Below are 14335 nucleotides of genomic sequence, written 5' to 3'. Positions count from 1 at the left end.
AATGTTCATCATTATAGTATATGAACATTAACTGAAAAATTGTCCTTTATTTTTTAAGTTTTGTGTAAATTGTATTAGAAAGCTTAGCAAATTCTTCTATACTTAATGTTTCACCTCTTCTTGTTTCATCAATACCAGATAGTTTAAACACTTCCTTTAAATCCTCTTCCCTTAAACCTATTGGCTTTAGTGCATTCCAAAGAGTTTTTCTTCTCATATTAAATGCATGTCTTACAACATTAAAGAATAGATCCTCATCTTCAACATTATATTTTGGAGGCCTTAAATTCATTTTTATTACACTCGATTCAACCTTTGGTGGTGGAACAAAACAATTCTTTGAAACTCTACATACCTTTTGTACATCACAATAATATTGAACTAAAATTGAAAGCGATCCATATTCCTTTGATCCAGGCTTTGCAACAATTCTATCTGCTACTTCCTTTTGTATCATGACTATAATCGATTTTAAAGGTAGCTTTTCCATTAATACCTTAGTTAATATAGGTGTTGTAACATAGTATGGTAAATTAGCTACGAGTTTTATGTTCTCTAGCCCTTCCTCTTCAATTAATCTATTAAAATCAACCTTTAGAGCATCATTATGTACTATCTTAATATTTTCAAAATTTGCAAGCGTTTCATTTAAAATAGGTATTAATGTATCATCTATTTCTATGGCAACTACCTTTTTACATCTTCTTGCCATCTCTTGAGTTAAAACCCCAATACCAGGTCCTATTTCAATTGCTGTACTGTTTTCATCAAGCTCTGCTGCATCAACTATTTTATTTAGTATATTTTGATCAATTAGAAAGTTTTGTCCTAAGCTCTTACTAAATTTAAATTCAAAGTGTTTCACTATTTCCTTTGTTTTAGAAGCAAGACTCATTATTTTCCCTCCTTTGCCAACTTTATGGCCCTTTCAAAATCCTCTCTTTTAATACCATATCTATTTAATCTATTTAAGAACTGCTTTGCATTTCCATAGCCTATTCCTAATATTTTACCTACTTCATCCCTTAACTCTGAAGAGTTTTCTACATTTACTAATCCAGCTTTAATTAAATCCTCCATTGTAAACTCAATTTTAGGGTTTTCAACTTCAGTTTGAACTTTACTTAAGGCTTCTCTTATACTTTCTATAGTTGCATTCTCTACACCAACATCTCCATTTTTTATAGCCTTATCCCTAGGCATATATGCATGTTTACAACCCTTAACCTTCTCTGATATTGTTCTTCTTATTTTTTCACCTGCATAATCTGGATCAGTAAATATTATAACTCCCCTTGTTCTTTGTGCCTCCCTTATTTTCTCTATTGTTTTTTCAGTTATACCAAATCCACTTGTAACAATTACATCTGCATCAACAGCCTGTTTTACCTTTATTAAATCATCTCTTCCTTCTACAACTATAACTTCCTTTATCACATAAAACACCTCTTTTATTATACTTCTACACAACCCAATAATTATACAAAAAAATAAGGTGGAAATCCACCTTATTTTAAAATATAAACATCTACATATCTTACTCCCCAGGTCCTGTATTCATAGCTTCCTGGATTAAAATAAAGGTCAATCTTATTACCCTTAATAGCACCACCTGTATCCTCTGCTATGGCTAAACCATAACCAGGGATATATAACTTTGTACCAAGTGGTATTACATCAGGGTCAACTGCAACTGTACTATAGCCATTCTCATTTCTTCGTGCTAATGTACCTGTTGCAGTTCTTCCAAATCCAGGACTTCCAGGCATCTTACCTGTATCTTGGTAACTTGCTGTATAGCATGTTGCCCTCATTCTTATTTTTTTAGTATAGTATAGCTTACTATCACCTCTTGATATCCAAGCAAGTGTACCATATGCAACAACTTTATTTACTGGAGCCTTTTTTACATTTTGTGCTACAACCTGTCTTACTACTTCCTTACCGTCTTCATATACTACCTTTGTCACAATTTCCTTTTCTCCATCTTGGCCATCTTGAAGAACCTTTGTTGTTCCTTTAGCAAGGTTATTATCTGCCTTCCTTACAATTGTATAAGGAATTCTCTCGGTGGATGTTAATATCTTTTCCTCCACCCTCACTATTTTTATTACATCTCCTTGCTTTACCTTAGCCATAATCGATGGAGAAACCTTATCCTTTTCATTTAAAACTATTCCTTCTTCATTTAGAACGTCTAATACTGTGTCTTGAGCAGTTTCCACATTTATAGTTTTTCCATCCACATGGATAGTAACTGGAACTGCTCTTTTTATATTTATAACCATGTTATCTTCAACTATGCTGTCTAGCCCAGGTGCAACTCTATCTTTGTCTTTGATGTTTACATTGCAAGATAATAAGACATCCTTAACCTTTTTCTTGTAAGTAGCTACCTTTACTGTTTCCTTTCCATCTACAATAGTAACTGTCTTTTCTGTTTGAACAAAAATGATTAAAAAAGCTACTATACAAGCGGTTAAAATGCCTAGAAACCTGGGATTCCCGTAAATCCTAGTCTTTACCTGAGAGGTCAACTTTGACATACTAACACCTCCTTTTGGGACCAGGGACAACTATGGTATTATACACATTTCGACATATTTTGTCAAACGTCCCAGCTTCCCAAGCTGGAAAAATTATAAAATGCCTACCTTGGCATACATTTATATAAAAAATTATAAACAAAAATGATTGCGGTTATACATCCCTTTCCAGCACGGAGGCAGCTTGTTAATATTATATACAAAAAATGAAAAAAGTAAAACCATTTTTTTCATTTTTCTTTGTTATTTACAAAAAATTAATTTAAGGGCTTTATAACATAAAAGCCCTTAAACCATTGTTATATGTGACTTCTTCTACGTATTTATAATCTAGTTCTTTAATTTGTGCTATTTTATCTATTACATAAACTAAATAGGATGAATCATTTCTCTTACCTCTATAGGGTTCTGGTGCCATGTATGGACAATCTGTTTCTACTAGAATGTAATCAAGAGGTATATTTTGCACAACCTCCACCGCTTTTTTTGCATTTTTGAAGGTTACAACTCCTGTAAAACCTAAATAATATCCAAGCTTTACAACCTCTTTTGCAAACTCTACACTACCTGAGAAGCAGTGGAGTACACCAGATACTCCTTTAAATTCCTTTAATATCTTTAATGTATCCTCATGGGCATCTCTATCATGTATTACTACTGGTTTGTTTAGCTGTTTTGCCAAATCCATCTGCTCTCTAAATAATCTCTTTTGCTTTTCTCTATCATGAGGATAGTAGTAATCTAATCCAATCTCTCCAACAGCTACAATTTTATCCTTTAAAAGTAGATCACCAACTATATTTAAATCATTCTTTTTTTCTGCCTCATGAGGATGAAGTCCAACTGCTCCAAAGAAGAAATCATATTTTTGAACAAGCTCAACAGTCTTAAAACATCCTTCTATACTTGCTCCACAATTCAAAACACGTCCAACATTTGCCTTTTTTAGCTTTTCAATTACTTCCTCTCTATCGTTATCAAATGCATCGTCATCATAATGAGCATGTGTATCAAATATCAAGTTATCACTCCTTACTTAACTTGTGCACCTGTTTCAATATCTCCATCAACTGTTGCTAAAACTAATTTTTCTTTATCTGAAGTTGATGCAGCTAAAATCATACCATAGGAGTCTACTCCTCTTAGCTTTACAGGTTTTAAGTTTGCAACTAAAATCACATTTTTACCAATTAGTTCTTCTGGCTTAAAGTGTTTTGCAATTCCAGATACAACCTGTCTTTGTTCTCCACCTAAATCAACCTTTAATTTAAGCAATTTATCTGCACCTTCAATTTTTTCACATTCAACAACCTTAGCAACTCTTAGATCTATCTTTGAAAAATCATCTATTGTTATTTCACTCTTAATTGGCTCCATCTTCTTTTCCTCCTTCTTTTCTTCATTTTTGTTTAATTTTTCAAGCTCCTCTAACTTCTTTTCTACATCTATTCTTGGGAATAATAGCTCTCCTCTCTTAACTTTAGTACCTTCTTTTAAGCATCCAAAGTCCTTAACTGAATCCCAAGTTAAATCTGTAAAGTTAAATTGATTTTTAATTTTTTCTGCAGTTTCAGGCATAAATGATTGTAATAGAACAGTTATAAATCTTATTGTTTCTGCAAGGTTGTATAGAACCTCTTTTAATCTATTTTTAGTACCTTCATCCTTTGCAAGAACCCATGGCATTGTTTCATCTATATACTTATTTGCCCTAGAGATCAGCCTCCATATTTCATCCATGGCATCACTTATTCTATATTTGTTCATTAAATCTTCAACTTTAGCTGGAGTTTCCTTAGCAAGATTCTTTAATTCGTCATCAAAATCTCCTGCTTCTCCTCTTAAAATTTCTCCATCAAAGTATTTTTCAATCATTGTTAGAGTTCTTGACACTAAATTACCAAGGTCATTAGCAAGGTCTGAATTTATTCTCTTTATAAACATTTCATTTGTAAATTGACCATCTTGACCAAAAGGAATTTCTCTTAATAGATAATATCTAACAGCATCCACTCCAAAGTGTTCAGTTAAAACAACTGGATCTACTACATTACCCTTTGATTTTGACATCTTTCCACCATCAACTAATAACCATCCATGTCCAAATACTTGCTTTGGAAGTGGTAGATCAAGTGCCATTAACATGATTGGCCAAATAATTGTATGGAATCTTATTATATCCTTTCCAACAAGATGTACATCTGCTGGCCAGTATTTCTTATATAATGTATCATCTTCACTTCCATAACCTAATGCAGTTATATAGTTAGCAAGTGCATCTATCCAAACATATACAACATGCTTTGGATCAAACTCAACAGGTACACCCCATGTAAATGAAGTTCTAGAAACACATAGATCTTCTAAACCTGGTTTTAAGAAGTTGTTAATCATTTCATTTTTTCTGCTTTCAGGCTGTATAAATTCTGGATGTTCTTCTATATATTTTAAAAGTCTGTCTTGGTATTTTGATAATTTAAAGAAATATGCCTCTTCCTTTGTCCACTCTACATCTCTTCCACAGTCTGGACACTTTCCATCCTTTAATTGTGTTTCTGTAAAGAAGGATTCACAAGGAGTACAATACCAACCTTCATAATATCCTTTATATATGTCTCCCTTTTCATATAGCTTTTTAAATATGTATTGTACAGCCTTTTCATGATAATCATCAGTTGTTCTTATAAATTTATCATAGGATATATTCATTGTCTTCCATAGTTCCTTTATTGATGCAACTATTTTATCTACATATTCTTTAGGTGTTACTCCATTTTTTTCTGCTATTCTTTGTATTTTTTGTCCATGTTCATCTGTACCAGTTAAAAACATTACATCATAACCTGTAAGTCTCTTAAATCTTGCCAGTGCATCTGCTGCTACTGTTGTATATGTATTACCTATATGTAGCTTATCACTTGGGTAATAAATTGGGGTTGTAATATAAAATCTCTTATTTTCCATCCTCTTCTCTCCTTTCTTTTTTATTTGTGTATATAAGATGTTATATTTAACTTTTATAATTAAAAAGCCCCACCCCATATAGGGGCGAGGCATCGCGGTACCACCCTACTTCGCCATACGGCCTTAATTAAGATAACGGCAACGCCGCAACAGCCTACATATCGACTGTTGTGCTCCAGAGCCATCTTCACATAACCCTGTGCCACTGGCTTTCACCTACCCCAGCTCTCTTTTAGACACGGTATTATGCTACTCTCTCCTTCACAGCATTTTCATTATTAAGATTAATGTACAAAATTAGATAGTTTTTGTCAAGCCCACCAGCTTAATAATTTGTTAATCATAAGAAGAATATTATTTTGTTTATAGACTTCTACCCTGTAGGCGTGACCCATTACATCATCCTTACCAACAGACTTAACTATTATTTCTTCTTTCCCATCATCGTCTAAATCAACCACATTTTCCACAATCCTAACCATATATGAATATCTTCTTGCTGGTCTTTCACCAAAGTTGTATTTTAATTTAAAGTTATTATCTAAAGCTTCAAATACTTGTATATTTCCAACTTTAAAGGTCATATTATTTCTTCCTATATAGTTTATTAAATAACCTTCTCCAAACTTAAATATATTTGATATTTCTTTTATCTTTATCTCTTTTTTGAAGACATATCTAAAACTATAATCCTTAAAATCATATTTATATATATTAATTTTATTTTGGCCTTTAGACAAAACAATTATACCATCATCAATTAAAAAGGCATAGGGTAATATGTCTTCACCTATCTTTCCTGAGAATATCAAGTTTAATTTACCATCCATTAATTTATAAATTTCTATGTCTGCATTTCTATTTAAAATTGCTATTTCATCCAATCCATCCCTGTCTATATCACCAGTTTTTAGATTTATTACATCCTTATTTAAAATTTTTGTTTTTGCATAGATATCTCCCCAGTTTGAAAATAAAATAAGCTCTCCCTTAGGTGTTATTGCACAAAAACAACTTTCTCTTTTAAAATCCCCACTATCTATGAACTGTATGGGAAAATCCACTTTAAATTTATATTCTCCAACAAGTTCATTTCCATTTGTATTTAGCCTATATACTTCTGTATATTTTAGCTTATTGGATATTCTATATATAACCTTCTTTTCTCCTTCTTTAATTACTGCTGTATATTTTCTTCCAACTGTTTTAAGATAAAGTTCATCCTGTGATAGGCTTAAAAGATTGTCTCCTTCAAAACTTTGATAATATTCATCCGATGTTAAAAATCTATTCAATCCAAAAAGTCCTATTTCATTTATAAAAAATCTAGAAGTACCCTTTATTATTGAAATTACAAGAAGAAAACTTGAAATATAAAATATTATTTTATTATCTCTTACTTCTTCTAATTCTTTATCCACATAGTCCACATAGGTTCCTGATGATATATCATGAAACGTCCTTAATTTCTTATCAAATATAGCATAGATATAACCTATATAATAAAAACTAGATGCAATTCTATATATTTCTCTTTTTAATGCAATTTTGTATGAATATTTATTAAGCCTTATTTTTAAAAGCATCATTCCTAATGTCTGACCATATCTTCCCTGCATTATGAACCTATACAAAAATATAGCTATGTAACCTAACAGATAAGCATATGCTCCTAAATCTGAAGCTATAATATAAACTACCCCAAATACAACTAAATCTATAATAAAAGCAGCAAAGCGAGAAACAATAAGTATAAGTCTATCCATAAATAACACCTCATACTTATTTTTCCCGCTTCTTGTATTTTTACACTTCCTTGTAAACTACCCTATTACGCCCTAAACTTTTGGCACTATAAAGAGCTTCATCACTTATGTCTATTGTATATTCAATTCCATTTTTAAATTTTGCAACCCCTATGCTTATTGTAAACTTTATATTTAACTTTTCCTCTCTATATACAAATTTTTCAACCTGAACCCTTAGTCTCTCCGCTATATTTAGAGCTTCCTTTTTTGTTATATTTCTAAAAACAATCAAAAACTCTTCTCCACCAAATCTAATTGCATAGTCTCCTTCTCTAATGTTTTGTTTTAATATTTCTGCTAAGGATTTTAAAACTCTATCTCCAACAATATGTCCATAAGTATCATTTATCTTTTTAAAATAATCAATATCAGCCATCATAAAATATACATTTTCATTTACTTCTTTTAATTTCTCAGATAACTTTTCTGATAAGAATCTTTTATTATAAAGTCCTGTTAAAGCATCAATATAAGCTTTATCACTTAAGTCTATCTTATCTTTATTTAGCTTTTCTATTATTTCATTAAACTTATTTTTAAAAGTTTCTATTTCTTTTATATTATCAAGAAGGCTATCGGTACTTTTAATTCTAGTCAAAGTATTTATACTTACTATAATTCGAGTTATATATTTGTTTATTGCTTCAGATATTATATATGCAAAAACTATTGCCATAACAACTGTTAAAAAGAAGTAAAGGGTAAGCTTTCTAAATAGATCGTTTAAAAATACATTTCTTATATCTTCTCTGTTTATAGAAACAATCATACTAAAATCAGTATTTTTTATCTCTTCCTTTACATCCTCATCATATTTTTTATTATTATCCATTTTAAACAAATAGTTTCCTGAACTATCTTTAATAATTATGTTACCTAAACCTGTTAAAGTTAAATCTTTAAAAATATAGTCAAACCTATTTAAATCAATATATCCCACAACAATACCATGTCTGTTTTCATCCTCATAAGGTGAAGAAAATACAACATAATTTATGCCATCTTCAGATATTATTGTAGAAAAATCCCCCTTTTCAAATAATAACCTCTCCTTTTGGCTAAGTTGTAAGTATTTTTCATAAACGGATCTACTTCTATCTACTTCAACAAACCAGCCATCCTTATCGATATATTTAATCTTTGAATATTCATCTCTAGTTGATAAAAATCTTTCTAAAACTCCCTTTATTTCATCTATTTCATAACTTTTCAAGTCATCAGAATTAGCCAAAAGCCTCATATCATCTATATTCATCTCTACAAAAACTTCTAAGTACTTTTTATTTCTTGTTAAAATCTCTAAAATGTTTTTCTCATCATTTTTAGTAAAGTAATTAATTACTGAAAAAAAGAATGTAGAAGAAAAAAGTATTAAAGGAACTATGGACATTATTAAAAGAAATACTGTTATAACAACCTTTAACCTTTTGAACATCTTAACCCACCCTTAGTTTTTTCTAATATAAACAATAAATTTGTTTATATTAACCTTTAGTTTTCTTAGCTCATAAATCTTATCGAAAAATATGCTTTTCCCTTCTATTTTTTGTTTATTTTCTATTGCATCTAAGACTTCTCTAAAAGCCTCCTGTACCTGTATAGCAATATAATTTGCTATTGGTATTATAGAAAATATTATAAATATCAAAAATATAAATGTTTTAAATAGAATGTTTTTATAAAGTATATCTTTAAAGTATCTATTATTTACATTTGCAACTAAAGTCCAATCAGAATTTTTAATAGGTAGAGTAATATCGGCACTCTCTTGAAGATCTTCATCCATCTTCTTTATCAAGAATTTATCCCTACTATCTGTTATATATATTTCTGCTATAGCATCTAGATTTATATTATCTGTAAAAAAATCTACTGTATCTGTAGGCATATAGGCAATACAAGTTGCAAATACTTCTCCGTCCTTTATAAAATTTGAAGAAAAACAAAGATACTGTTTACTATCCTCTTCATTTGTATAGAAGGCTATATCTCCATGTTCTAGTGCATATTTATCAAAATAATCAAGGTGAGTTTTTTTATACTCCCTTACCTTTCCTTCTCTACTTACCTCTAAAACTTCCCCATTTGTCTTAATAAACTTCATCTTTTCAAAATCATCTCGAACCTTCATAACTCTTATAAAAACATCTATTATTTCTTCCTTTTTTAGTGTTTTTACATTATCTGATGTAGCCACTAATTTTACATCTTTAATATTAACTTCAACAAATCTCTCAATATATTTTCTTTCCTTTTCTAATACTGATTCAATATTTCTCCTATCACTTGCTATAAAGAAGCTAAAGGTATTATTAAAGAATAACAAAGCAAAAACTAAAAGAGGAACTAACGATGAAATCATAATAAGCATTATAACAAAGAATCTTATACTTCGCTTCATAAATTACTCTCCTTTATAAAATGCCTCCTATGTATATTATAGCAATTTTTTGACAAAAAAACAGTAAAAGTGTCATAAAATTTAAAAACCTGCTTATATTTTAGCAGGTTTCTTTATTACAACCTTTTTCTCCCATCTACCAGTTTTATAATAAATATAATTAAGCGTGCTTCCTATTACCCATCCAATTCCTATAGACCACCAAACTCCTTCTATACCTATCTTTTTTGATAAATATTGTGCAAGTGGAACTCTAACTCCCCAAAGGCCAATTAGAGTAGTGAGCATTGGTACCATAGTATCTCCCGAACCTCTTATTACACCTGATACTATAAACATAATTGCAAATGTAAAATAAAACATGCCTACAATTTTTAAGTAACCTATTCCGTAATCTATAACCTCTTTTTTTGTATTAAATATGCTTATTAATTGACTTGAAAATATTATCGCAAGCATTGCAATTAATATTGATATACCTACAGCAATTACAAGAGTTGCTCTAAACCCCTTTACCACTCTATCTTTTTTGTTAGCACCCAAGTTTTGACCTGTAAAGGATGAAACTGCAGCACTTAAACTCATTATTGGCATTGACATAAAGGAATCTATCCTTCCTGCTGCACCATATGCAGCCATAGCATCAACTCCAAATAAGTTAATTATTGAATTTAAAAATACCATAGCTAATGAAACTAAAGTTTGTTGTATACCCATAGGAATTCCTATCTTAATTATCTTTTTTAATAAATCCTTATCGGCCTCTTTTATTTTACTTAATTTAATTTTAAATAATTCATGCTTTCTATTTATGTAATTTATGCTAAATATAAAAGATACAGCCTGAGCTATAACTGTTGCTACGGCAGCACCTACAACACCAAGTTTAAATGCAAATATGAATATTGGATCAAGTATTATATTAATTATTGTTGCTATTAAAAGAAAATATAATGGTGTTTTAGAGTCTCCTAATCCTCTTAAAATTGCTGTAACCCCGTTATATCCAAACATAAATATTATGCCCAAAAACATAATAACTAAATAGTTATTAGCCTCATTTAATATATCCTTTGAAGTATTTATCAAAATTAAAATAGGTTTTGAAACTGCAATACCTAATACTGTAACTACAATCGAAGATATTAATAAAAAATACAATGTAGTATTAATGGATTTTGTAACATTTTCATAGTCTTTTGCTCCAAAATACTGAGATATTACAATACTGCTTCCCATAGTAATTCCCATAATTAAAGAAATCAACATAAACATTATTGGGAAACTTACTGTAACTGCTGCAAGCCCCTTTTCACCAACACCTTTTCCAACCCAAATACTGTCAACTGTATTATAGAGTGTTTGAAGTAGATTGCCCAAAAGCATTGGTATTGCAAAATATACTATCTGTTTTGCTTCATTTCCTTTAGTTAAATCCCTCATTTTAACTCCTCCTTCGTATTTTATTATATCAAAATATTACATGATTGTAATGTAAATAGATCTGTATTATAAAAAATTTAAAATAAAGTTACATACAATAACACTGCTTATAAAATGTGCTATTAATGCAACAATTAATGCATGTCTTATTTTTTTCACCCCTATACTTCCAAAATAAAGGGATATGGTATAGAAAATAGTTTCACTTGAACCCATTATAATTGCAGCAATTAATCCCTCAGTAGAATCAACTCCATATGTCTTCATAATATCTGTCATAACAGAAATTGCTCCACTTCCAGATAGGGGCTTAATTAAAATCATAGGCAGTACACCATCTGGTATGTTTAAAAACTTAGTAACAGGAGCGAGTAAATTTATAAAACCATTCAATGCTCCTGAACGTCTAAAAACATCTATAGCAAACAGCATAGTTAAAAGATATGGTGCAATATTAAATACTGTTTTTAAACCTTCCTTTGCACCCTCAACAAATACTTCATATACCTTTATTCCCTTAAAAACTGAATAAATTAAAACAAATAAAATAAAAAGGGGTATAAAATATTTTGAAATCATATAAACCACCTTCTAAATACTTTCTCAAGAACCAAAGCTATTATAAGTGTTATTGCACTTGTTATTATTGTTGGAATTACTATGCTAGAGGGGGATGTTGCACCTAAATTAGCCCTTATTGAAATTACCGTTGCAGGTATTAATTGAATACATGCACTGTTGATTATAATAAATTTAACCATATAATCCGATGCTGTATCCTTATTAGTGTTTATCCTTTGCAACTCCTCCATTGCCTTTATTCCAAAGGGAGTAGCTGCATTAGAAAGTCCAAGCATGTTACTAGCTAAATTCATTACTATATAGTAAAGAGCCCTCTCGTTTTTATATTCAAGTTTAGGGAAAAGTATCTTCATAGGTAGTTTCAATACAGCATAAAATATCTTAATAAGACCTGATTTTTCACAAAGTTTCATTATACCTGACCATATTGCCATAATACCTAATAAGCTAATACAAAGCTTTACTGTACTTTCAGCAGACTGTGCAATGATAGTTGAAAAATCAATCGGATTGTATAAAAAGCTTGTTATTATACCAATAAAAATCATAAAAAACCAAATTAAATTAATCATACGACTCCCCTTACACTTTACTCTCTCTAAAATATATACTAAAATTAACAAATTTAGTATAAAATTTAATTGACAAATATTTTGACTTATCTTAAAATTAACATAACATTAACCACCACTTACATATAGCATGTTAATATATTACTAGAAACCTCATGAAAACCTTGGAGGTGGTTTAAATGATTTTTAGACCAATGGAAGTTAAAAATCTTAAAAAGGGAAAATGGATTGATGTGGAGATTGCTGAAGGAGACGTGCGTGTACTTAGAAGAAATTACTGTGGAGTATACGAACTATTTTCAAAAGATAACCCTAGAAAAGTAGAATACTTTAATGATCTACAACTATTCAAAATCAGATACGGCACACTTGTGAAAAAATTCCCTCTAATAAACATATCAAAGCAGAGGTTTGATATTTATATAGTCGCAGAAAAATTAGATCTACCATCTCTTCTAAAGTGGTTCTCCAACTATGGTGAAGTTAAGTTAAAAAAATCAATTAACATAGATAGTGAAAGGATAGATTACTATACTTGGTCATCCTATTCAGATGTATGTACATGCGAATTCCAAATTGTAACAAGTTCGGAAGGTTATACTATAAACATCTCTAAAGAGCCATTTGAAAAAATAAAGAAAGTAAGCTGAGGAATCAAGCTTTCGCTTGACTCCTCAGCATTTTTATTGCTTCTTCACGTGAGTTTATCTTACCCTTAAATATAAGCTCATGTATATTCTCTAAAACTTCCCCAACCTTTGGCCCTCTAATATCTAATATTTTGCAGACATCATCACCTGAAATAAAACTATCTCTTTTTTCTAAAAAAGTATAATATCTATCAAATAGATTTAGTACGAATTCAAAGTACCTTTGGCTTTCTCCATTTTCATCCAGTAGACTTCTTGTTGCAAGAACATCATATAACGAAGAAATTAAAACGCTTGGTAGGTTTGTTTTATAATCCTTTATAAGTTTATATACTGCTTTATCACTTGCTCCCTGCTTAAAAAGTCCAAGTATTCTCATATGCCCTGTTATAACCGATTTAATTATGGATGCCTTTGCATTAGATAGAGGAAGCCTTTTTAAAATCAAATTAAATTCATCCACCCCTGTTAAATCATGTCCTCTAAATGTAATTTTTCCGTCAATCTCTTTAAAGGCCTTTACCTTTCCAATGTCATGTAAAAATATTGCAAGCTTCAACACTTCTATTCTTTTCGATGTTCCAACCTGTTCTTCTAAATATTCCTCTATCTTATTTCCCCATTTTGTACTATATAGTTCTTTATATCTGTCCTCCAAAAATTTAAGTGCAAGTGTAGAATGGGTGTAGGCATCAACAAGATGGTATTTGCATTTACCTATCTTTTTCATTTCCTTCATTATAGGGAAAATACTATCTATAACACCTATGTCATCTAACATCTGTATATAATCATAGCTGTTTTTAAACTTTAAGATCTTAAAAAGCTCATCAACAATCCTTTCGCCCTTTATATTGTTTAGGTAATCCACATCCCTTTTAAATAATCTTAATGTATCATCATGTATATTAAAGTTTAATTCACCCTTTAACCTATAGGCCCTCAATATTCTTAAGGCATCCTGCTTTACTATATTATCGGATGTGTGTTTTATAATTCCCCTCCTTAAATCATCCATTCCACCTAAAATATCGATATATTCATCCTTTATAAAATCATAGGCTATTGCATTTATGGTAAAATCCCTATTTTTTAAATCTTCTTCAATACTATCACCTTTAAAATTTGTAAAGTCAAAAACAACCCCATCTACTACCACTCTGTATACATCATCATGCAGTTTAATTAAATTGCCATCTACTAACTTACTAAAATATTCAGAAACATCTTTAAAGTATTTACTTACAAAATCATAATCTGAAATTTCTCTTTGTAACAGTATGTCTCTAACTGCACCACCAACTAAATATATTGGAATATTATTTTTAAGGCTGTATGCTTTTATTTCGTCCAAATACCTCATACACAT

The 14335-nt window shown here is 30.2% G+C and carries 13 protein-coding genes and 1 other annotated feature; of the genes, 1 reads left to right on the top strand and 12 read right to left on the bottom strand.

The genetic code is table 11. From position 1 onward, the window contains the following. Positions 1–46: 46 nt before the first annotated feature. The 11 genes from rsmA to TCEL_RS00710 form a co-directional block, all read right to left on the bottom strand. Entirely contained in the window at positions 47–895 is an 849-nt protein-coding gene (rsmA, locus tag TCEL_RS00760; protein ID WP_018660141.1) for a 16S rRNA (adenine(1518)-N(6)/adenine(1519)-N(6))-dimethyltransferase RsmA, read from the bottom strand. Continuing rightward, on the bottom strand, positions 895–1437 hold the full coding sequence (gene rnmV / locus TCEL_RS00755) for a ribonuclease M5 (protein WP_018660139.1): 543 nt from the start codon (positions 1435–1437) through the stop codon (positions 895–897). The genes rsmA and rnmV overlap by 1 nt, the downstream gene beginning before the upstream one ends. Positions 1438–1508: 71 nt before the next feature. Next, positions 1509–2546, bottom strand: coding sequence for a 3D domain-containing protein (locus TCEL_RS14170; protein WP_018660137.1), 1038 nt, complete (start codon positions 2544–2546; stop codon positions 1509–1511). 271 nt (positions 2547–2817) lie between these two features. Further along, positions 2818–3567: a TatD family hydrolase gene (locus TCEL_RS00745; RefSeq protein WP_018660135.1), complete on the bottom strand. Its 750-nt coding sequence runs from the start codon at positions 3565–3567 to the stop codon at positions 2818–2820. Between the two features lie 11 nt (positions 3568–3578). Next, the gene (gene metG, locus TCEL_RS00740; RefSeq protein ID WP_084739346.1) at positions 3579–5588 is read right to left on the bottom strand and encodes a methionine--tRNA ligase; all 2010 of its coding nucleotides are present in this window, start codon (positions 5586–5588) and stop codon (positions 3579–3581) included. Continuing rightward, positions 5588–5784 (bottom strand) — a binding site (T-box leader). Its footprint overlaps the gene before it by 1 nt. Before the next feature lie 37 nt (positions 5785–5821). Further along, the gene (locus tag TCEL_RS00735; RefSeq protein WP_018660129.1) at positions 5822–7276 is read right to left on the bottom strand and encodes an RDD family protein; all 1455 of its coding nucleotides are present in this window, start codon (positions 7274–7276) and stop codon (positions 5822–5824) included. A gap of 40 nt (positions 7277–7316) precedes the next feature. Next, the gene (locus tag TCEL_RS12670) at positions 7317–8753 is read right to left on the bottom strand and encodes a sensor domain-containing diguanylate cyclase (protein WP_018660127.1); all 1437 of its coding nucleotides are present in this window, start codon (positions 8751–8753) and stop codon (positions 7317–7319) included. A 12-nt stretch (positions 8754–8765) separates the two neighbouring features. Beyond that, positions 8766–9719 (bottom strand): hypothetical protein, encoded by a 954-nt coding sequence (locus TCEL_RS00725; RefSeq protein WP_018660125.1) that lies wholly within the window; start codon positions 9717–9719, stop codon positions 8766–8768. A 93-nt stretch (positions 9720–9812) separates the two neighbouring features. Next, positions 9813–11162: an MATE family efflux transporter gene (locus tag TCEL_RS00720; protein WP_018660123.1), complete on the bottom strand. Its 1350-nt coding sequence runs from the start codon at positions 11160–11162 to the stop codon at positions 9813–9815. Between the two features lie 66 nt (positions 11163–11228). Then, positions 11229–11741, bottom strand: a complete 513-nt coding sequence (locus TCEL_RS00715; RefSeq protein WP_018660121.1) for a spore maturation protein — start codon at positions 11739–11741, stop codon at positions 11229–11231. Continuing rightward, complete coding sequence (locus TCEL_RS00710) at positions 11738–12316, bottom strand: nucleoside recognition domain-containing protein (protein ID WP_018660119.1); 579 nt, start codon at positions 12314–12316, stop codon at positions 11738–11740. The genes TCEL_RS00715 and TCEL_RS00710 overlap by 4 nt, the downstream gene beginning before the upstream one ends. Positions 12317–12495: 179 nt before the next feature. On the opposite strand from TCEL_RS00710, the gene TCEL_RS00705 reads away from it, so the two are divergent. Continuing rightward, positions 12496–12966, top strand: a complete 471-nt coding sequence (locus tag TCEL_RS00705; protein ID WP_018660117.1) for a hypothetical protein — start codon at positions 12496–12498, stop codon at positions 12964–12966. Between the two features lie 4 nt (positions 12967–12970). Here the strand turns inward: TCEL_RS00705 and TCEL_RS00700 are convergent, their stop codons facing one another. Continuing rightward, the gene (locus TCEL_RS00700; protein ID WP_018660115.1) at positions 12971–14329 is read right to left on the bottom strand and encodes a tRNA nucleotidyltransferase/poly(A) polymerase-related protein; all 1359 of its coding nucleotides are present in this window, start codon (positions 14327–14329) and stop codon (positions 12971–12973) included. Positions 14330–14335 lie beyond the last annotated feature (6 nt).

Source organism: Thermobrachium celere DSM 8682 (assembly GCF_000430995.1).
Lineage (GTDB): Bacteria > Bacillota > Clostridia > Clostridiales > Caloramatoraceae > Thermobrachium > Thermobrachium celere.
Note: the sequence above shows the minus strand (reverse complement) of the source record. Positions and strands in the feature narration are given on the sequence as shown.